Genomic DNA, 19993 nt, shown 5'->3' on the forward strand with positions numbered 1-19993 from the left:
CCTGCAACTGCGCAGGCCGCTTTCATTTGATCTCGATTGTCTCTACTTTCACGTTGATCGCTTCGACCAACAGACCGGTCAATGTCTCTACCGCGTTCTTGACTTTTTTCTGGAGGATGTGGCAGACGTGATGAATCGGGGTCCCGTATCGCACCGAAACGCGCATGTCGATCGTCACCTTGTCATCCGTCATCGAGACGCTGATCCCTTTGGCGCCGCCGTTGATCCGTTTGGCCAAGTCATGATACAGGCCGCCCGAACGTACCGTTACCTCCATCACTTCTTCTGCCGCCACACCGGCAATTACGGCAATTACTTGATCCGCTACCCTGATTTCACCACGTTTTTCCATCATCTGGACGCCCCCTCCTTTGCCCGATGGATACCCTCTCCCACCCGTATCATCTGACTTTTCTTTCATTATAAACAAATCATGCTTGGGCTTGGAAGGGGATTTGTTTTTTTCTCTCCGATAATGTCGGAGCCGTGCATTTCACGTCGAGCAGTGTCAATTGATCCGTCGACAATCCCTGCGTGATGGCATCTTCCAGCTCGCCAACCTTGTGCACTGCCTTGGCTGCAGACCCGCACGCCTCTGCAAAGCGTACGAAATCCGGATTGAGCAGCTTCGTGGCAAACGGCCGGTACCCTTCCTGCTGCATCCGGATTTGCTCCAGACCCAGCGTCGCGTTGTTGACCACGATCAGGAGCAGGGACACGCGCTGCTCTACTGCTGTCATCCATTCCCCAAGCTGCATTTGCAATCCTCCGTCGCCTGTGATGCAGACGACCTGACGCTGCGGGTACGTGAGCTTGGCTGCGATGGCGGCTGGCAAGCCGTAGCCCATCGTGCGCCACTTGCCCGAAAAGAGCGGGGTCTGGGCGACTGCTCGAAACGCCCGGTTAAACCAGAGCGTATGCTCCCCGGTGTCCAGCGTGATGATCGCATCCTCCCGAACGAGTCTGCCTACCGTGTGGAGCAGCGTCTCGGGCTTGACCCTCTCACCGTCCGCCTGCTTTGTAAGCGACTGCGTCTCTTCCCAAAATCGTGCGTGCCATCTCTCGACCCTCTCCTCCCAAGCATGGTCGAGTTGGCGGCTCTTCAAACGTCTCATCCAGAGCGGAAGCACATCGTCGAGCGTGGCGGTGACGGAAATCAGGCCAGGGTGCGCGTGGATCGACTGCGAGTTCGTATCGACCTGGATAATCTTCAGCCCCTTTGGAATGAAGGAACGCGGGAACCAGCTCGCACCGAGAATGAGCAGCAAGTCCGCCTCCGCCAACGCTTGCAGCGCCGCTTCGCTCCCCCCTTCCCCCAACCCTCCAAGGACGAGAGGATGCGACTCCTCGACCGTCCCCTTCGCCCCGAGAGTCAGCAGGATACCGGCACCCAGCTGTTCAGCCAAGCGGCGGCAGCCTTCCCGGTCCTGCCGCGCCCCTGCCCCGAGCAGCAGCAGAGGCTTTTTCGCGCGCAGCAAGTGCTCGGCCGCATGCTCCAGATCCATTCGGTCCGGACGCACGGCCGACGGTATCCAAGGCAATTGGGGCAGTACGGGTGAGGTCGTGGTTTGCGAGAACACATCCTTGCAAATCGCGATGTGCGCGACCCCCTTTTGCCGGGCAGCTGCCGTGAACGCCTGATGCAGCACCTCCCCGATCGCCTGTGGATGCGTGACCGTCGTCGTGTACGCACACAGCGGACGCATCAAGTCCTCCTGGGGGACGTACTGCTTGTAGCCGCCGCCCATTTTGCAGGTCTCGACCTGTCCGGTAATGGCCACGACCGGCACCTGATCGGCCCACGCATCGGCCAGCCCGTTCAGCAGATTGACCGTTCCCGGGCCCATCGTAGCCGCACAGACAGCGGGCTTTCCAGTCAGCTTTGCTTCCGCGCTCGCCATCATCGCGGCGGCCGCTTCGTGCCTGCACGAGACAAACTGGATATCGTCCTGCCTGCCGAGCGCATCGAGCCAGGCAAACAGCGCATCGCCCGCGACGCCATAGATGCGCGCGACTCCCCACGCTTTCAATTGTTCCGTCAAAAATGAAGCTACCTGCATCATCAACCCTGCCTCCTTAGCCAGTCTCATCGCTAGTGTGCTCACTCTCCCATTTTTTTACTTGTGCCCGTTTGCGATAGTTGGAGAACCTAAGTTCTATCAGCTGGTGTTCAGCACCCTAACGAAGGAGGATTTACCATGAAACAGCCTTACAAATGGCTGATGGCCGCAGCAATTCTCGCCATTCTCGTCACCACAGCAGTCATGGTTAACCCGATGCGCTCGAACGCATTCAGCCAGCAGATTGTCAAGGTCGGTGCCACAGGAGGAGATGTCCGCGAGATGCAGTATCGCCTGAAGTTTTTGGGCTACTACACCGGGAAGGTAGATGGCGTCTTCAGCTGGCGCTCCTATTGGGCACTGCGTAACTTCCAATATGAGTTTGGTCTGCCCGTCGACGGCGTGCTCGGCCCGAAAACAAAAGTCAAGCTCTACAACGCGACGAAAAACTACAAGCCGACTGCCGCAGACCTGGGAGTGCCGCAAACGTCCCAAAGCACGCCAGGCAAAACGGGCCCTTCACGAAAGCAGACCTTCCACGCGACAAGCATTTCCGAAAACGACCTGCGCCTGATGGCCAATGCCGTCTACGGCGAATCGCGCGGCGAGCCGTACATCGGTCAGGTAGCTGTGGCTGCCGTCATCCTGAACCGCACCAAAAACCCTTCCTTTCCGAATACGCCTGCGGGAGTCATTTTTGAGCCTGGCGCATTTACGGCCGTAGCGGACGGGCAAATCTGGCTGACCCCGAACGAAACGTCCAAACGCGCTGTGAAAGACGCCCTCAAAGGCTGGGACCCGACTGGCGGAGCCATCTACTATTTCAATCCGGACACCGCGACCTCCGGCTGGATTTGGAGCCGCCCGCAGATCAAAAAGATCGGGCGCCATATTTTCTGCCGCTAAGGCCAGAACGAAGCGAAAACAGGCACGCGAGCCAGCGAGCTCAGTGCCTGTTTTCTTTCGGGGAGTTTTTGCGTGCGTAGATTTACGCGCGCTGAATTTGCATATGCTGCGCCATTTTCACGAATCTTTCTTCCGGTTCGGTCGTTCCGCAGACGCCGCATTGAATCATGTAAGCATCTCCCTTGTACGGCTTGTGGAACAAGTCTAGCTGGTCAGCGGTTAACTCGGCTACCACTTCCCCCGTCTGCGGATCGAGACGGATGTAACGCGGCGTCTGCTCAATCACGGTAAAGCGCATGCGGTTCGATTTACATGTCGGACACAAGTAAGGCATGGGCATGTACGCCACCTCCCGTTCGTTTTTCACCGTTTAGTTTCTTCCGCGCGAGGGACTCTATACCTGCACAGGCGAATTTGGTGTATCATGTTTGTGAGCCGCAGGAAAAACTTGGAGAAGTCTTGCAGGCAGTCTATACATAAATCAGAGGTGACTGTATGAATTTGCGTGTTTTTTTCACGGTGGTCGGAGCGACCTTTCTCCTCGCTGCCATCGCCCACTACTTCACACAAAATGAGATGTTCCAGTTCATTACCGCTGCGATCAGCGTCGTCTTTCTGGCAGCATGGCTAGGAAAATCGACGGAGAGCGTCGCGCATTACGCAGGAGACCGGATTGGCGGGTTCCTCAACGCGACCTTTGGCAACGCCGCAGAGCTTATCATTGCCTTTTTCCTCGTAAAAGAAGGACTGTTCGAGATGGTGAAAGCGTCCATAACCGGCGCCGTCATCGGCAACATGCTGCTGGTGCTCGGCTTGAGCGTGCTCATGGGCGGTCTGAAGTTCAAGGAACAAAAGTTCAACAGCCAGTTGGCCGGACACAATGCCTCGCTGATGATGCTTGCCATCGTCGCCCTGTTCATTCCAGCCGTGTTTATCCGCGAGCTGCCTGCGGCCAGGGTGGAGACATTGAGCATCGTCATCGCCGTGCTCCTGATTATCGCTTACGTGCTCTGGCTGATCTTCTCCATGATCACCCACAGCGATTTCCTCTCCGACATCGAGGAGCACGACAGTGAAGCCGTCTGGTCCAAGGGAATCTCCATCGTCATGCTGGCGATCTCCACCGTTTTCGTCGCCATCGTCTCCGAATGGCTCGTCCACGGAGTCCAGCACGTCTCGGAGTCATTGGGCTGGTCGGAGCTGTTCGTCGGCGCTTTCGTAATCGCCATCATCGGCAACGCTGCAGAACACAGCGCCGCCCTGCTCCTTGCGATGAAAGGCAGAATCGGTGCCGCCGTCGAAATTGCCATCGGGTCCAGCCTGCAGATCGCGCTCTTCGTCGCGCCTACGCTGATCCTGCTCAGCCTCCTGATCGGCAGACCGATGGACATTGTCTTTACGCCTTACGAGCTGGCAGCAATCGCTGTGGCCACCTTCATCACCATCTCCATCACGCGGGACGGAGCGACCAACTGGTACGAGGGCGTTTTGCTGCTGGTCGTGTACGTCATTTTGGGGACGGCGTTTTTCTTCGCGTGACCAGCGGGAGAAGCCGCACGAAAAAGGACTGCCAAAGGCTCATCAGCCTGGCAGTCCTTTTTTCCGTAAACAAAACGAAAAGCGAGGAATATCGCCGCTCTCCTCGCTTTATCTCTTGTTATACATTTCGTGCAGAGTGGCCAGTTTGCGTTCCAGCGAACCCATAATCTCACGGCCGATCTCTTCTTCAATAAGTCCGAGGCGTACCGCGTACTCGACTTCGCGGGAGAGCCCGAACATTTGCGTATCCAAAACTTCTTCATACAGTGGGCACTGCGGCATGGTCAGGTTTTCCATCTGTACGTCGATCAGCTTGTAAATTTTGTCTGCGTCTGCCTGAAGCAACGCTAGCGCTTTTTGTTCCAGATCGGGAACCTTAATTTCTGTCAAAACCTATCCCTCCGTTTGCCTCCATCCTTATCATACATAGTACGCGATTCTGGGCCATTTGAAAAGGGGAGAAGGGATATCAACTGCAAGTATGCTAAAAGATACCAAGTTCCCAATCCTTTGCGAGAAGCGCCAGCAGCTTCACTCCTGCCACCGAGTTCCCTTTTTCATCCAGCGCGGGACCGAAGACTCCGATCCCCATTCGCTGCGGAACCGTCGCCATGATTCCTCCCGCTACGCCGCTTTTGGCCGGAATACCGACGTCGATGGCAAATTCCCCCGAGGCGTTGTACATGCCGCAAGTCACCATGAAAGTCTTGCAGATACGCGCCACCTCTGCCGGAAACACGCGGTCGCCCGTCCGCACATCCACGCCGTCCGCCGCGAGCGCCATGCCGAGCCTCGCCACCTCCTCAGCGGTCACTTCGATGGCACAGTGGCGGAAATAAAGGTCCAGTGTCTCTTCCACATCTCCTGCAAGCACGCCGCTGTCCTTCAGGAACCAGGCGAGCGCCCGATTGCGGGCCGCCGTTTTCTTTTCCGAACAGTAGACGGCTTCGTTCACGCCGATGTGCGGATTTCCCGTTATCCGTCGCAGCAGGTCCAGGATGCAATCCAGCCGCTCCTGCACGCTCTTTCCCTGAATCATCCCGGCGACGGCGATGGCACCGGCGTTGATCATCGGATTGAGCGGCTTGTGCGGCTTGATCGTCTCCAGCTTGATAATGGAGTTGAACGGATCGCCGGTCGGTTCCTTGCCGACACGTTCAAACACATGTTGTTGACCATTCTGGCACAAGGCAACGATTAAAGAAAATATTTTCGAGATGCTTTGCAGGGTAAACGGCTTCTGCGCCTCTCCCGCCGACAGGATGGTACCGTCCGAGAGGCATACGCTGATCCCGAGTTGATGCGGATCTTCTTTCGCCAGCTCGGGAATATAAGAAGCCACTTTGCCTTTCCCTGCTTCCCCGCTTGCTTCCAGGCGCAGGCGTTCCAATTGTTCGTTCGCTTGCTCGATGTCCATCGCCAATCCCCTTTTTGTTCATTTATGAGTGCAAAGCTCGCTCCAGCCGCTCCATGGCTTCTACCAGAAGCGCTCGCGGGCAGGCGAAATTGATTCGCTGAAAGCCGGTTCCTTCCTCGCCAAACAAGGCGCCGTCGTTCAAGCCCAGCTTGGCTTCCCGGCGAATCACCCGGTTCAGATCGGCCTGCTCCAGTCCGAGCCTGCGAAAATCCATCCAGCCGAGATACGTCGCTTGCGGCACGTTCATTGTAACTTCCGGGATGCGCTGCGCCAAAAATTCATGCAAATAACGGGCATTTCCGTGCAAGTAGGCGAGCAACTCGTCCAGCCACTGTTCGCCGTGCCGGTAGGCTGCCACCGCTGCCTCCATCCCGAACAGGTTGATGTGCTCGTTCCCCAGCTTGGCTGCTGTCTGCTTGTACATGCGAAGCAGCCGTTCATTCGGCGTCAGCACATAAGAGGTAAACAGCCCCGCCAGATTGAACGTCTTGCTCGGTGCCACAAAGGTGACGCTCTGGCTGGCAAGCTCTGCAGGCAGTGCGAAAAACGGCGTATGGCTGCCTTTTTCGTAGACGAGATCCGCGTGAATTTCGTCTGACAGCACGATGACGCCATGCTCGGCGCACAGGCTGCCCAGACGCTCCAGCTCCTGCTTCGTCCAGACGCGGCCTACAGGATTGTGCGGACTGCAGAGCAGCATCAGCTTGACCTGTGGATCGGCCAGCTTTTGCGCCAGATCCTCCCAGTCCATGTCGTAGTGACCGTCGCGCTCCACAAGACTGCTGCGCACGACTTGGCGCCCCCGATTTTCAATCGCGATCGCGAATGGATGGTAGACCGGCGTCTGGATTACCACTTTCTCGCCCGGTGCGGAAAAGGCATCGATGGCGACGTAGATGCCCGGCACGACGCCCGCTACGCTGGTCATCCAGCTTACCTCCACACTTGCGCCGAACCGTTTGGCAATCCACTCCTGCAACGCCTGGTAAAACACCTTCTGCTTCATCGGATAGCCGTAAATCGGATGGCTCGCCCGTTTGATGAGCGCCTCTGTCACGGCAGGCGGACACGCGAAGTCCATGTCTGCCACCCACAGCGGCAGCATTCCTTCTGCGTTGTAATCCGGATGGGACGCTTCCCATTTCACGCTGTTCGTGCCAGTACGATCAATCCGCTGGTCAAAGTCAAACAATTGCTCCACCCCCGCTTTGTTTTTTCTGTTTCTTTTTCAGAATATACGCTTTTTAGCCGATTGTCCAAGGATTGGCTGCACGTAAAAAGAGCCGCGCCAAGACGCAGCTTTCCTGCCGCATGTATTTCAGAAATTTTCGCGTTCGCGCATACAATTGCCCCCACCTCCCGCTTGCAGTAGAATGAGAGTTGAGATTGATCGACCACGGAGGAATGTTTCATGGCAGATGTTATCGTGTTCAAGGGGGCGGTCTCCTTCCCCATCACATTAGATCCTACGGTCTGGGTGTTTGACGATCGCAAATTCAACCTTTCCGAGTATCGCGGGGACGAAGATTCCGCGGAACAACGCGAAGTTCACTATTTGAAAGGAACCGGCTCCCAGTGGGACAAGGAACTGCGTGAAGGCGCCGAGCCTCCGTCCGAGCGAAAAGCTACGCTTGCCCAAGAGCGCAAGGTACTCGAAGGCGATTACGGGATTCGCCTCGAGCCGTTCATCAACAACGCAGAGCCGGCGCCTGACGTCACGCACGTCCTGCTGCACCGGGAAGACTTGGAGCCTGTCCAGTTGACCATTGCGGATGCGAGACGCGCCATTCTGCAGTTTGCCAAGGACGGAAAACCGATCCGCGAACGCGGCCCCGTCTACTTTTACTTGCCGGAGATGCTGATCGCCAAAGAAGAGCCGATCGACCGGATCTGCGCCATCGAATTCATCCGCGCCAATTGAGCCTTCCCGCAATCGAAAAAGCCATCCACCGCAGCTTGCCGGAGGATGGCTTTACTCTTTCTTATGTTCAAGCTCTGTACGAAGGCGATCCATTACACTTACGCACTTGCCTGGGAAATACAGATCTGCCGTTGATCCAGCTCGTTCCGGAGCAATTCGATAAATGCGGCGTCAAGCTGAAGGTCAACAGCTCGATGATATACTTCTATTAACATTTGGTCACTCAAGTATTTCACCTTTGCTCACCTCCACCTCGTTTATGTGCCCATTTTATCAGAACGTTCCCTGACGAACAACCGTTCCGATATCCACATCTGATGTGGAAAGGTTGTGGAAAAGATGTGAGCAAAGTGTGCGTAAGTAAAGAAAAGACGAGAGTTTGCAACGTGAATATCATTTCCAACTTTATCCACAACTAGTCGGAAATTGTCGAAATGTTATTTCCTGATTCAAGACCAAACAAAAAAGCCATCCCCGAAAGCTTTTCGACACGTCTGTAAAATTATGCGTTTGCCGTCTCGGCAACATGCAGCACTTGCTTGATTTTCGCAATCGCCCAATCCAGGTCTTCTTTTGTAATGACGAGCGGCGGTGCGAAGCGGATCGTTGTCTCGTGTGTTTCCTTGCACAGTAGCCCCAGTTCTTTCAGCTGTTCGCAATACGGACGGGCAGCCGTCTTCAGCTCGAGGCCGATGAACAGGCCGCGGCCGCGAATTTCCTTGATGAGCGGGTTTTTGATCTCCTGCAGCTTTTCCATGAAGTACGCGCCCATCTCCAGAGAGCGCTGCACGAGCCCTTCGTCAGCCAGTACATCCATCGCTGCGATGGCTACTGCACAGCCGAGCGGGTTGCCGCCAAATGTGGAACCGTGGGAGCCTGGCTCGAAAACACCCAGGATTTCCTTGTCTGCTGCGACAGCAGAGATCGGGAATACGCCGCCGCCAAGCGCTTTGCCCATGATGTACATATCCGGTTTTACGCCGTCCCAGTCGCTCGCGAACAGTTTGCCTGTGCGTCCGAAGCCCGTCTGGATCTCGTCGCTCACCAGCAGCACGTTATTTGCTTTGCAGATGTCGTACGCCTGCTTCAGGAAGCCGGCCGGCGGGATGATGATGCCCGCTTCGCCCTGGATCGGCTCCAGCAAGAACGCCGCTGTATTCGGGGTAATCGCCTGCTTCAGCGCCTCGATGTCGCCGTAAGGAATGATTTTGAAGCCTGGCGTGAACGGACCAAAGCCGCGTCTGTACTCCTCTGCCGAAGAGAAAGAAGTGACGGTCACGGTACGACCGTGGAAGTTGCCCTCGCAGACGATGATTTCTGCCTGGTTGTCCGGCACCTTCTTCACGTCGTACGCCCAGCGGCGAACTGCCTTGAGCGCAGTCTCCACCGCTTCTGCGCCCGTGTTCATCGGCAAAATCATTTCCTTGCCGGTCAAGGCAGACAATTTTTCATAAAAGACGCCCAACTGGTCATTGTAAAAAGCGCGGGAGGTCAAGGTGACTTTGTCGGCTTGATCCTTCAGTGCCTGAATGATGCGCGGGTGGCGATGCCCCTGATTCAGAGCGGAGTATGCACTCAGCATATCCATGTATTTGTTGCCTTCCGGATCTTCCACCCATACGCCCTCTGCTTTGGAGATGACGATCGGCAGCGGATGGTAGTTATGCGCACCGTATTTTTCTGTTTGGTCAATTACCTTTTTCGTTTTTTCCATGTTGACGACCTCCTTCAATTTCGCATGCAGCTGCTCACTTGCAACTTGCAATAATGATGCCAACGTTTTTTGGGGAAAATGTGCAAAAAAACACGGCTGATCTGCAAAATATTTTTGCATGTCGCATTCACATTTTCGGCACCTGCATAATGATTTTGCACCTGCTACTTCCTGTGTTATGATACTTTCACGAGGAAAGGCTGGTGAATTATTGTGTCGTCTGCCATGCAACATCCGTCGCTCGACACATTTTTGCGCATTTACGAACAAATATTGGACAGAATGAATGAAGGCGTCCATGTCATTGACGCGAGCGGCAAGACGATCATCTACAATCAGAAGATGACCGAGCTCGAATCAATGTCCCAGCAGGATGTCCTGCACAAGCCGTTGTCAGAAGTATTCCAGTTCCCCGACGGTCAGGAAAGCACGCTGCTCACCTGCCTGCGCACGGGGAAAAGTATCCGCAACACGCGGCAGACCTATTTTAACGACAAGCAAAAAGAAATCACGACCATCAATAACACGTTCCCGCTGCTGGATAACGGCAAAATCGTCGGGGCCGTAGAAATTGCGGACGATGTCACGAAAATGGAACGCCTGATCCGGGAAAATCTGTTGGTGAAAAACGGCTCGCGCTATACCTTCGACCAGATCATCGGCCGCAGCAGCTCGATTCTCGACGTCATCGAGAGCGCGAAACGGGCTGCGCGCACCTCCTCCTCCGTCCTCGTCGTGGGCGAGACAGGAGCGGGCAAGGAGCTGTTCGTCCAAAGCATCCACAATGCCAGCTTGCGCTCGTCCGGACCGTTGATCTCCCAAAACTGCGCCGCCCTCCCTGACAGTCTCATCGAAGGGCTGCTGTTCGGCACGTCCCGCGGCGCGTTTACCGGAGCCATCGAGCGGCCCGGCTTGTTCGAGCAGGCGGAAGGGGGCACACTGTTCCTCGATGAAATCAACTCGCTTAGTATGCCTCTGCAGGCAAAATTGTTGCGAGCCCTGCAGGAGAAGTCCATCCGCCGAATCGGAGACACCAAGGATCGCTCGATCGACGTGCGGATCATTGCCGCCATCAACGAAGATCCGGTAGAGGCCATCGCCAACTCCCACCTGCGCAAAGATTTGTACTACCGCCTCGGCGTCGTCACCCTGTTCATCCCTCCGCTGCGGGAGCGCAAGGAAGACATCCCGATGCTGGTACAGCATTTTATTCAAAAATATAACCAGCTCTTTCAGATGGAGGTGTCCGGGGTCAGCGACGAAGTTCTCCAGTTTTTTATGGAGCACGACTGGCCGGGCAACGTGCGCGAGCTGCAGCATCTCATCGAAGGGGCGATGAACCTGATGATCGACGAGACGACGATCCGCTACGAGCACCTGCCGCTTCACTTTTTGCGCCGTACGCCGGCCGCCGCCGTCATCCATGCGACCGAACGCCAGCCGTATCTGCCCTTCCCGGATGAAGGCAAGCCCTTAAAGGAAACGATGCAGGAATTCGAGACTGCGTACATTCACCACGTCGTGGACAAGTACAACGGCAACATCTCCCGCGCCGCCAAAGAACTGCAAATCAGCCGGCAAAGCCTGCAATATCGCTTGCGCAAGCTGGGAATAAGAGGATGAGGCTGACACATTCTTTCACGTACGCCAATTTATTTGGCGTACTTTTTAATTTTTTTGCATTCCGTTGCCAAAAATCTTTGCATCCGATTCCTTCACTTCTTGCAATTTTCCCGTTTTTTCTCGCCGTTTACTTTGGTATCATTCTTGCAAGGTGTAAAGTTTTTATGAAAACGCATTCATCACCACTATATTTTTTCATGAAGGAGTCGACTCGATGAACACACACAACGAACAGCAGCACAATCTCAAAAGAAGTATGACGAGCAGGCATTTGTTCATGATTTCGCTGGGAGGCGTGATCGGGACGGGCCTGTTCCTCGGATCGGGTTATACCATCAGCCAGGCCGGTCCGATCGGTACGATCCTGTCGTTTTTGGTCGGCGGTTTCATCATGTACCTGACCATGCTCTGCCTGGGCGAGTTGACGGTAGCCATGCCGGTAGCCGGTTCCTTCCAGACGTACATGACGCGCTTCGTCAGTCCATCGCTCGGCTTCGGCGTCGGTTGGCTTTACTGGCTGGGCTGGGCGGTGACTGTCGCGCTGGAGCTGTTGTCTTCCGGTCTGCTCATGCAGCGCTGGTTCCCGGATTCGCCCGTATGGATGTGGTGCGCGATCTTCGGCAGCGTTCTGTTCCTGCTCAATGCCCTGTCTGCCCGCGCCTTTGGCGAGACTGAGTTCTGGTTTTCCAGTATCAAGGTAAGCGCTATCATCCTGTTCATTATCCTGGGTGGCGCCGCGATGTTCGGCCTGATCGGTTTGAAAAACGGTCAGCCTGCTCCGATGCTTTCCAACTTTTCCAGTGCCTCTTTGCTTCCGCACGGCATTACCGGTCTTTTGATGACCATGATTACCGTGAACTTTTCCTTCCAGGGAACGGAATTGATCGGGATTGCGGCCGGCGAGAGCAAGGAGCCGGAAAAAACGATTCCTAAGTCCATCCGCAACACCGTCTGGCGCACGCTCGTATTCTTCGTCCTGGCGATTTTCGTCCTCTCCGGCATGATTCCGTATGAGCAGGCCGGAGTCGTAGAAAGCCCTTTTGTCGTTGTATTTGACAGCATCGGTATCCCGTATGCCGCAGACATCATGAATTTCGTCGTGCTGACCGCTCTCCTGTCGGTAGCCAACTCCGGCCTGTACGCCGCGACCCGGATGCTGTACGCGCTGTCCACAGAAGGTATGGCCTCCTTGAAGCTGCGTGCCGTCAACAAAAAAGGCATTCCGATGAACGCCCTGCTGATTACCTTTGCCATTGCGCTGTTGTCTCTGTTGTCCGGCATTTTTGCAGAAGATACAGTGTTCATGGTCCTGCTGTCGGTCGCTGGTCTCGGCGCGCAAGTCGGCTGGATTTCCATCTCGGCTTCCCAGTTGGCCTTCCGCCGTCAATTCCTGAAAAACGGCGGAAAAGTGGAAGAACTCAAGTTCCGCACGCCACTGTATCCGTTCGTACCGCTCCTTTCCCTGATCTTGAACCTGACTGTCCTCGCCAGTCTCGCCTTTGATCCGGAACAGCGTATCGCCCTCTACTGCGGCATTCCATTCATGCTTCTGGCGATCGTCATCTACCGACTCCGCTTCAAACAGAAGCTCGAAGGCAAACAACAAAACGCTGCGTAATCTGCCTCGCGCTTACGTCAGAAAAAGAAAAGCTTGCAGCCCCGAACGGATGGCTTGCAAGCTTTTCGCTTTTTCTGTTGCCAGTTTGTCTGCCCTACAAGGAGATACGCACGATCTCCGTGATGACTACCATCGCAAAGACGGCAAATCCAAGGGAACTCGTTACCAAAAGCATCCGTTTCAATTTTTTCATGTCTTCCATCTAGCATTCCTCACTTTCCTAACACAAACCTCTCTATCGTTATATACGCACAACGACTGGAAAATGTTTCAAAACAAGCCCAAAAAAATTCAGGAGCTCGCTATCTTCGGGTAATCTTTGCCGAATGTTCCCGTGCTGTGTTCCATTTGATACAGCATCCAGGCAACCAAAAGCCCCACCATCAGGCAAAGAGTCCAGGGCAGCCACGCTGCCTGATAGTGCAGCGACTGGTCGTATACCCAGCCCCCGGCGATCTGGCCGACCGACCCGCCGATGGCAATGGAGTAGCCGTTGAAGCCGTAATACGCGCCGACGAGCTCCTTGGGGGCGAACCGGGGCACCACGTCCACCAGATTCGGTACGGCAATCATCGTTCCCAGCGCGTACAGGAACACATCCAACAGCAGCAGCCAGAGCGAGCTGGCAAAAGCCAGCATAAACAGTCCCGTGCCCATAATCAGCGTCCCCATCCCGATCAGCGTCAGCCGCTGCGAGTAGCCCTCCATCCATTGGCTGACTTTCATCTGCAGCAGGATGACGGAGACAGACACGGTGGAGAGCACGATCCCCACGTCCCCTTTGTTGTGGGTCACGTTTTCCACCAGCAGCGGGATGGTCAGGAAGATTTGATTGTTCAAGTAGTAATACCCCATCAAAATGACGGTGAACCGGACGAATTGCCGGTCCTTCAGCACGTGGGTCATGCTGTCCCAGATGCTTTGGCGCGTGCTCTTGGCTGCAATCGGCGGCAGCAAAAAGAAGGCGAGCAGCGCACACGCCCCGAAAACCGCCCCCGCAAACAGGGACAAGTACGTAAAGTCAACGGCAGACAGCGCGGTCCCGATGATCTGGGAACCGACGACGCCGATATTGGTCAGCACATTGCGAAACGCAAACACTTCTTTGCGGATGGATTCCGGAGTCAGCACCGCAAAAGCTGCCGAACCGGCGGGATCGAACAGCGCGCCGCCCAATCCGGACAAGACGGCAGCCACGAAAAACTGCCACGTCTCCGTACAGAACGCAAACATCGCGAACCCGATGGCGCGCACGGTCATGCCGAGCACCATCGTGCCTTTGTACCCGAACGTATCAGCAGCCACTCCGCCGATAAAGGCAAAGCCTTGCTGGGAAAACTGCCGGACACTCAAGACGATGCCTGCCATCGCCAGCGCCCAGCCCATGCTTCCTGTCAAATACAGGGTAAGATACGGGATCAGTGCGTAAAAGCCCAGGTTCATCATGAAAGAGGTCGCTAGCAACAGTTTGACCCCAAACGGTGTTTCCCTCCATATTTCCCGTTTCATCGAAATACCCCTCGCTCTCCCCGAATAGATGCGTGAAATAGGGATATTCCCATCGTAAAGAACCGGGTATAATTTTGGAAACGAACAATTTTGTATATGGTAATCAAATATTTAGATAAGAGGGACATTCACGTTATGGACTTTGAACAATTACGCGCCTTCTACACACTTGCGCAAACAAAAAATTTTACCAAGGCTGCAGAGATGCTCCACCTCGTACAGTCTACCGTTACTATGCGCATCAAGCAACTGGAAGAAAAAGTAGGAAAACCTCTTTTCGTCCGGGACAAACGTAGCGTGGAAATCACGCAGGCGGGATTGACCTTGCTGCCGTATGCGGAAAGAATACTCAAGCTCTCCCAGGAGGCGCTCAATGAAGTCGCCTCGCTCCAGCCGTACGAGGACTATTTGTCGATCGGCAGCCTGAATGCGATCTGGACCTCCACCTTGGAGCCGATCCTCAAGGAGTACCATTACCGCTACCCGCAAATTGCGATCAGCACCAAGACCGGCCATTCCTCCGATGTCATCCAGTATTTGCTGGACAACGTCATCCAGATCGGCATCGTCTATGTGCCGCCCTCCCTGCCGAATTTCGAGGTGATTCCCACCTGGGAGGACGAGATCGTTCTGGTCAGCCGTCCAGGCTGTACGTACATTACATCGTCCCATGTCGATTCCCGCGATTTGCGGCGCCTGCCGCTCATCCATATGAGCTGGGGCCCGCCCTTTAACGAGTGGATTCGGCAGACGCTTCCGCGCAATTACGTGCCCAGGCTGACGGTCGACAAGGCGGAGCTGGCCATCGATCTGATTAAAGAAGGCGTCGGCGTCAGCCTCATGACCCGTTCTGCCGTCAAGGCCGATCTCGCAGCCGGCAAGCTGGTGGAGGTTCCCATTACCGGAAACAAGCCGCCGAAGCGTTCGGCATACATCGTCCTTCCCCGGGAAAAAAAGAACAAACCCAGCGTCGAGAAATGGCTGAGTTTGATGAAGGAGTTAGGCTATTCCACGTAGCAGTTCAGCGTAGCTGCACCATCTTCGGGACAGACGGGCGCCTGTTTTCCAGATATCTTTCGTACCCGTAGCGGACCAGACAATAACCGGTCATGGACAGGCAAAATCCTGTGAGGACGTCGCTCATGAAATGAACGCCAAGGTAGACTCTGCTCAGCCCGAGCAAAATGACCACGGCGAAGGTCAACGGCTGGACGAGGACTGCCCAGCGTCTCCCTTCCAGCCAGCGGGCGGCGATCAGCGCCAGCATGCAGTAAAAGGCCGGCGCGATCATCGCGTGCCCGCTCGGAAACGAGAAGGAATCGGGCAAGGCGATGAGATGAAAATCGCTCGGGCGCGCTCGGGCAAAAACGGCTTTCAACAGCTCGTTCAGCAGCTCGCCCCCGCCCAGCGTCAGCAGCAGGCAGAGCGCCTCGGCACGCATCCTCATCGCGTAGAGCGACGCGATCACCACTACCCCGAGCGGCGCGAGCACCACCGCATTTCCCAATTGGGTCAACACCTGAAAAAAAGCCGTCAATTCCTCTGTCCGCAACGCTTTTGCCGCAGCGAATCCCGCCGCATCCAGTCCCTTCACGTTGTCTGTAACCAGCAGTCCCGTCCATACGACAGACATGATTGCAAAGATGACGGAGCCTGTCATGAGCACGGCTTTGTTTTTTGTTCCTGTCAAACGTCTTTCCCCCTCGCTTTTTCCAGCAAAGAACGCAGCGCTTCGGCAAAGCGCAAATCGTCCTGGCGCGTGCGAGCCGCCGGGCCTTTGGTGCGCCCCCCTCCCCGGCGAAATCTCGCTTTCTCGTTGCGCTCCTCCAGATGAAATTCGATCCGCTGCGGGTCAAAGATCATCCCGTGCGGCGAGAGCGCAAACGCCTTTTTCCCCAGAATCAGCGCCGCAAGCCCGATGTCCTGCGTCACGACGATGTCTCCCGCCCGCGCATCGTTGGCCAGCCTTGTATCTACCGCTTGCGGCCCGGCATCAACGGTGATGTGATTCGGTCCGACGAGCTGGTGATGGAAGCTGGCGTATGTATAATAGTTCCAGCCGTATTCGCCGCATAGCTCCTGTACAATCGCCAAAGCCTGGCGCGGACAGGCATCCGCGTCAATCAGCACGCGTGCTTTGTGCATGGGCATCCGCCTTTCGTCAGCTTTTTTCTCCCCGCCCTGCCGCAAATTTGGTATGATGAGTGTGGAGAGGAGTGAACGAATCTTTGTGCAATCATTTTATCCTAGATGAACGACTGGGTATCCGCCTCCCTGCTTTGGAGAAGGAGTGGGAAGCGTACTCGGACGAAGAGAGAGCCGACATTTTGCTGGAGTGGGAGGAAATTCGCGCGACCATTCCAGACCAGATCATCCGGATCGAAGCCGTTATCATCGAAAAGACGAAACAAATGTCCGAGGAAGAAGACTTCATCCGATCCTGCCAGTTAAACAGCGAAATCCACGAGTTAGCCAGTGTCATTAATGATCTTAATATATGGTTTCGCGTCCAGCAAGATCACGACACCAAAGTCCACCAATAAGAGCGAGCCGGCGTTGCAGGCAACAGACCCCGAAAAGAGGCATTCCGGGGTCTTTTTTGCGTACCCGGCAATTGGCGTTGTGCTGTGCCTATGTACACAGCTGTGGCTTCCTACCCCTTTCTTTTGCGCGAGCGCGACAGCTCCAAGGCTTTGAGCCCCGTCACATGGGGTGCCGCCATCGAAGTTCCGTTTAGCGTGCGGAACTGGTTTCCGGGCCAGGTCGACAAGATGTCTACACCCGGCGCTTTGACATTGGCGCCTTTTCCCCGTGAGCTGAACTTTGCGAGCTTGCCGTTCTGGTCGATCGCACTCACCCCGACCACGCCTTTGTAGCGCGCCGGATACTCCACCGCTCCCCCGTTGTTCCCCGCAGAAGCGACCATGATGATGCCTTGTCTATTCGCCTTCTCGACGACTCTGGCCAGCGCTTCGCTGTACTGCGGCATGCCGAAGCTCATGTTGATGATGTCCATTTTGTTCTCGATGGCCCAGTTAATCGCCCGCAAAATGATGGCCAGCGACGATTTCCCGTCAGCCCCGAACGCCCGCACGTCGTACAGATGCGCCTCTGGCGATACTCCGACAATTCCGCGCTGGTTCATTTCTGCCACGATAATGCCGGCTACATGCGTGCCGTGCCCGTTTCGCCTGCCTGAAACGAGATTGATCCCGCCCTTGATCCGGTCGCGCAGCTCGAAGTGGTCGCGCGAGATACCTGTGTCGATGACGGCTATTTTGACGCCTTCTCCCTTCCCGCGCTTCCAGAGCCGCTCCGCCCCGACATAGCGGACTCCCCACGGAATCTCTTCCTCGGAATGAACGCTGATCGTCACGTTTTCTTCCACAGTTGCCGGGTACCGGTTGAAATGGCTCTGGTGGCGGGCGTACACCTGCGCGTTGACGCACAAGCAGGAGAGATCCTCGAAGCATCTCCACGGCTGCTTGTCATCCGGTTCCGCTACATGCGACTGCAAATCCGCCAAAATATCACGAAACGGTGTACTTCGGTGAAAGCTGATAATTTTCACACCGCTAGCCTCCTGTCATACATGCTCTGCACCATCCTATGTTCCTGCCTCGCAGGTGGGTTTGGGCATACACACATGCCTGCGAAAATAGGCGAGGTGCGCAGAGCATCTGTCCAAACGCAACGCCCCGTTTTCCCATATAACTGCATAGGGCGAAAAGTGCGTTTCACCATGAAAGGAGAGATGCGAGCGATGGCCAAGAAAAAAAAGAAAATCTCGGTCAAAAAGCTCAAAGGTAAGCCGAGCGAGCTGTTGAAAAAAATCAACAAGAAGAGCAAAAAGAAGTGGAAGATGAGCGACATCAAGAATTTGGCGAAAAATTATACAAAAGATGACCTGAAGGACGACGAGAAGCTGAAAAAGCTCATCCAAAAAGTCGGCAAGGCGGTCGGGGTCCAGCTTAGTGACAAGCAAATTGCCAGCGTCCGCAAACAGGTGCACGATGTGCTCGGCTAAGCAGGACTTTTGTGCTGCGTCCTTTTTCGGCGCAGCCCTCCCCGGCAAACGGACAAGCTCTTCTGCACAGCAAAAAGGAGAGCGTCATTCGCCCTCCCCTTTGCTATCTCATCACTCAAATGACGTCAGATTAATCGCATGCGCAGCCAACAATCGTCAGCAATACGAACAACACCAGTACCAAAGCAAAGTCGTCGAAGCCAAATCCGTTAAATCCACTCATTCGCTTTCCCTCCTTCATCGGCAACTAGTCATAGGGTATGAGCGACCCGCTGCTCATGATTGGACCATGGCCCAAATCTGCGCAGTTTTCTTCCCGACAAATGTTATGAAGAAGCAAATGAGCCAGAGCGAGTTGCCTTTGCTCTGCCGCCCCGGATATGGCGACCGCTTTTCTCCCTTCCTCTTGCCGTCCGCTTATCGGCTCTCTTCCGTTCCCTTCCAGCCCGCGATCACTTCAAAAAACAGTCCGCCCTTGCGGTAATAAGCCTCCGCTTTCGGCAGCCCGATGTATTTCGGCACGTCTGCCAGCCGCTCTCCCGCCAGAATAACCTGACGCTGTTTGTTGTCCTCATCCCGGTACTCCACGACCAGGCTCACTTTCTCGTGCAGGCAATGCCGGATTAATTCATCCGGCGTCGCAAAGGCAATCCGTTTCATGCTTCCCCTCATTTCTCTCGTGTATGTGAAACGTTACGCACCCGCTTGACAGGCACGTCGAGCAGATCGGCGGCCAGCACGGTATCCGGATGGATGTCCCGCGCTTCCGCAAGCAGGTCGTCCATGGTAAAATCCCCTTCCTCATCTTCGTAGCGGGGACTGAAGTGCGTCAGGCAAAGCTGCTTGACAGACGCCTGTCGGGCCAGCTCTGCCGCTTCCCGGGCTGTCGAGTGCCCGCTGCGCACGGCCAGCTCTTTGTCCTTGTGCGCATAGGTGGCCTCGTGAACAAGCAAGTCCGCGTTTTGCGCCAGCTCCCGCACAGACTGGCACGGCTCCGTGTCGCCGCTGAACACGATTTTCCGGCCCGGTTGCGGCTCCCCGACGAAATCTTTGCCCTCCAGAACCGTCCCGTCCGGAAGTGTCACCTGCTCTCCCCGCTTCAGCGCACCGTAAAGAGGACCCGAAGGCACGCCAGCCTGTCGTGCCAGCTCGATCTGAAAAGCGCCGGGCTTCTCCTTTTCCTGCACCGCATACGCAAAAGAAGGAACCCGGTGTTTGGCCAGCCTGCATGTCACGATGACGTCCTCGTCCTCATACACGGTGCCCTCGCTGACGGTCGTCAGTTGCAGCGAATATTGCAAATGGACAGGGCTCGTCTCCATGATCGCCCGGAAGTAGCGATCCAGCCCCGGCGGTCCGTACAGCGTGAGTGGAGCGGCCTCGCCATTGCGCAAGGAGCGGCTGGCGAGCAGCCCGATCAGGCCGTACAGATGGTCGCCGTGCAGATGGGTGATGAAAATTTTTTCCAGCTGGCTGATTTTCATGGGCGACCGAAGAAGCTGATGCTGGGTCCCCTCTCCACAGTCGAAGAGCCACCATTTTCCCGCCTGCAAAAAGCGAAGGGCGATCCCGCTCACATTGCGGCGGGTGGTAGGTGCTCCGGAACCCGTTCCCAAAAATGTAACGATCACGTGATGTGCGCATCTCCTTTGTTGTTTC

Annotated in this window: 23 protein-coding genes; 8 read left to right on the forward strand and 15 right to left on the reverse strand. The window is 55.5% G+C overall.

What is annotated here, in order from left to right; translation table 11 throughout:
- Positions 1 to 22: 22 nt before the first annotated feature.
- Positions 23 to 355: an Asp23/Gls24 family envelope stress response protein gene (locus ACFSO0_RS18695; protein WP_376882935.1), complete on the reverse strand. Its 333-nt coding sequence runs from the start codon at positions 353 to 355 to the stop codon at positions 23 to 25.
- 76 nt (positions 356 to 431) lie between these two features.
- Positions 432 to 2063, reverse strand: coding sequence for a thiamine pyrophosphate-binding protein (locus ACFSO0_RS18700; RefSeq protein ID WP_376882938.1), 1632 nt, complete (start codon positions 2061 to 2063; stop codon positions 432 to 434).
- A 135-nt stretch (positions 2064 to 2198) separates the two neighbouring features.
- Here ACFSO0_RS18700 and sleB point away from each other — a divergent pair, with 135 nt between their 5' ends.
- Positions 2199 to 2966 (forward strand): spore cortex-lytic enzyme, encoded by a 768-nt coding sequence (gene sleB, locus ACFSO0_RS18705; protein WP_376882940.1) that lies wholly within the window; start codon positions 2199 to 2201, stop codon positions 2964 to 2966.
- Between the two features lie 82 nt (positions 2967 to 3048).
- On the opposite strand, the gene ACFSO0_RS18710 is transcribed toward sleB, so the two are convergent.
- Positions 3049 to 3306, reverse strand: coding sequence for a hypothetical protein (locus tag ACFSO0_RS18710; RefSeq protein ID WP_376882942.1), 258 nt, complete (start codon positions 3304 to 3306; stop codon positions 3049 to 3051).
- A 155-nt stretch (positions 3307 to 3461) separates the two neighbouring features.
- On the opposite strand from ACFSO0_RS18710, the gene cax reads away from it, so the two are divergent.
- A complete protein-coding gene (gene cax / locus ACFSO0_RS18715; RefSeq protein ID WP_376882945.1) occupies positions 3462 to 4505 on the forward strand; it encodes a calcium/proton exchanger in 1044 nt (347 codons plus the stop codon).
- A gap of 108 nt (positions 4506 to 4613) precedes the next feature.
- Here the strand turns inward: cax and ACFSO0_RS18720 are convergent, their stop codons facing one another.
- The 3 genes from ACFSO0_RS18720 to ACFSO0_RS18730 form a co-directional block, all read right to left on the reverse strand.
- Positions 4614 to 4895 (reverse strand): Fpa/YlaN family protein, encoded by a 282-nt coding sequence (locus tag ACFSO0_RS18720; RefSeq protein ID WP_376882948.1) that lies wholly within the window; start codon positions 4893 to 4895, stop codon positions 4614 to 4616.
- Positions 4896 to 4989: 94 nt separating this feature from the next.
- Positions 4990 to 5922, reverse strand: a complete 933-nt coding sequence (glsA, locus tag ACFSO0_RS18725; RefSeq protein WP_376882951.1) for a glutaminase A — start codon at positions 5920 to 5922, stop codon at positions 4990 to 4992.
- Between the two features lie 22 nt (positions 5923 to 5944).
- Positions 5945 to 7114 (reverse strand): MalY/PatB family protein, encoded by a 1170-nt coding sequence (locus ACFSO0_RS18730; protein WP_376882953.1) that lies wholly within the window; start codon positions 7112 to 7114, stop codon positions 5945 to 5947.
- Between the two features lie 219 nt (positions 7115 to 7333).
- On the opposite strand from ACFSO0_RS18730, the gene ACFSO0_RS18735 reads away from it, so the two are divergent.
- Complete coding sequence (locus tag ACFSO0_RS18735) at positions 7334 to 7843, forward strand: molybdopterin-binding protein (RefSeq protein WP_376882955.1); 510 nt, start codon at positions 7334 to 7336, stop codon at positions 7841 to 7843.
- A gap of 98 nt (positions 7844 to 7941) precedes the next feature.
- Here the strand turns inward: ACFSO0_RS18735 and sda are convergent, their stop codons facing one another.
- Complete coding sequence (gene sda / locus ACFSO0_RS18740) at positions 7942 to 8079, reverse strand: sporulation histidine kinase inhibitor Sda (RefSeq protein WP_376882957.1); 138 nt, start codon at positions 8077 to 8079, stop codon at positions 7942 to 7944.
- A 266-nt stretch (positions 8080 to 8345) separates the two neighbouring features.
- Positions 8346 to 9557, reverse strand: coding sequence for an ornithine--oxo-acid transaminase (locus tag ACFSO0_RS18745; RefSeq protein WP_376882960.1), 1212 nt, complete (start codon positions 9555 to 9557; stop codon positions 8346 to 8348).
- A 225-nt stretch (positions 9558 to 9782) separates the two neighbouring features.
- Between ACFSO0_RS18745 and ACFSO0_RS18750 the strand changes: the two genes are divergently transcribed.
- Entirely contained in the window at positions 9783 to 11180 is a 1398-nt protein-coding gene (locus ACFSO0_RS18750) for a sigma-54 interaction domain-containing protein (RefSeq protein WP_376883269.1), read from the forward strand.
- Positions 11181 to 11394: 214 nt separating this feature from the next.
- Positions 11395 to 12798, forward strand: coding sequence for an amino acid permease (locus ACFSO0_RS18755; protein WP_376882962.1), 1404 nt, complete (start codon positions 11395 to 11397; stop codon positions 12796 to 12798).
- Positions 12799 to 13089: 291 nt separating this feature from the next.
- On the opposite strand, the gene ACFSO0_RS18760 is transcribed toward ACFSO0_RS18755, so the two are convergent.
- Complete coding sequence (locus ACFSO0_RS18760) at positions 13090 to 14307, reverse strand: MDR family MFS transporter (protein ID WP_376882964.1); 1218 nt, start codon at positions 14305 to 14307, stop codon at positions 13090 to 13092.
- Positions 14308 to 14442: 135 nt separating this feature from the next.
- Between ACFSO0_RS18760 and ACFSO0_RS18765 the strand changes: the two genes are divergently transcribed.
- Entirely contained in the window at positions 14443 to 15324 is an 882-nt protein-coding gene (locus ACFSO0_RS18765) for a LysR family transcriptional regulator (RefSeq protein WP_376882966.1), read from the forward strand.
- Between the two features lie 4 nt (positions 15325 to 15328).
- On the opposite strand, the gene ACFSO0_RS18770 is transcribed toward ACFSO0_RS18765, so the two are convergent.
- Both ACFSO0_RS18770 and ACFSO0_RS18775 read right to left on the reverse strand, forming a co-directional pair.
- Positions 15329 to 15997 (reverse strand): phosphatase PAP2 family protein, encoded by a 669-nt coding sequence (locus ACFSO0_RS18770; protein ID WP_376882968.1) that lies wholly within the window; start codon positions 15995 to 15997, stop codon positions 15329 to 15331.
- A complete protein-coding gene (locus tag ACFSO0_RS18775) occupies positions 15994 to 16452 on the reverse strand; it encodes a YaiI/YqxD family protein (protein ID WP_376882972.1) in 459 nt (152 codons plus the stop codon). Before ACFSO0_RS18775 ends, ACFSO0_RS18770 begins: the two co-directional genes overlap by 4 nt.
- Positions 16453 to 16535: 83 nt before the next feature.
- On the opposite strand from ACFSO0_RS18775, the gene ACFSO0_RS18780 reads away from it, so the two are divergent.
- The gene (locus ACFSO0_RS18780; RefSeq protein WP_376882974.1) at positions 16536 to 16850 is read left to right on the forward strand and encodes a hypothetical protein; all 315 of its coding nucleotides are present in this window, start codon (positions 16536 to 16538) and stop codon (positions 16848 to 16850) included.
- 110 nt (positions 16851 to 16960) lie between these two features.
- On the opposite strand, the gene ACFSO0_RS18785 is transcribed toward ACFSO0_RS18780, so the two are convergent.
- On the reverse strand, positions 16961 to 17878 hold the full coding sequence (locus tag ACFSO0_RS18785; RefSeq protein ID WP_376882976.1) for a S8 family peptidase: 918 nt from the start codon (positions 17876 to 17878) through the stop codon (positions 16961 to 16963).
- 192 nt (positions 17879 to 18070) lie between these two features.
- Here ACFSO0_RS18785 and ACFSO0_RS18790 point away from each other — a divergent pair, with 192 nt between their 5' ends.
- Positions 18071 to 18334, forward strand: a complete 264-nt coding sequence (locus ACFSO0_RS18790; RefSeq protein WP_376882978.1) for a stage VI sporulation protein F — start codon at positions 18071 to 18073, stop codon at positions 18332 to 18334.
- Between the two features lie 130 nt (positions 18335 to 18464).
- Here ACFSO0_RS18790 and yjcZ read toward each other — a convergent pair whose 3' ends face one another.
- The 3 genes from yjcZ to rnz all read right to left on the reverse strand — a co-directional run bounded on the left by yjcZ (position 18465) and on the right by rnz (position 19965).
- The gene (yjcZ, locus tag ACFSO0_RS18795) at positions 18465 to 18557 is read right to left on the reverse strand and encodes a sporulation protein YjcZ (RefSeq protein ID WP_238933629.1); all 93 of its coding nucleotides are present in this window, start codon (positions 18555 to 18557) and stop codon (positions 18465 to 18467) included.
- A 194-nt stretch (positions 18558 to 18751) separates the two neighbouring features.
- Complete coding sequence (locus tag ACFSO0_RS18800; RefSeq protein ID WP_376882980.1) at positions 18752 to 18994, reverse strand: hypothetical protein; 243 nt, start codon at positions 18992 to 18994, stop codon at positions 18752 to 18754.
- Positions 18995 to 19002: 8 nt separating this feature from the next.
- The gene (gene rnz / locus ACFSO0_RS18805) at positions 19003 to 19965 is read right to left on the reverse strand and encodes a ribonuclease Z (protein WP_376882983.1); all 963 of its coding nucleotides are present in this window, start codon (positions 19963 to 19965) and stop codon (positions 19003 to 19005) included.
- Positions 19966 to 19993 lie beyond the last annotated feature (28 nt).

Origin of the sequence: Brevibacillus sp. GCM10020057 (assembly GCF_042683565.1) — a bacterium.
Lineage (GTDB): Bacteria > Bacillota > Bacilli > Brevibacillales > Brevibacillaceae > Brevibacillus.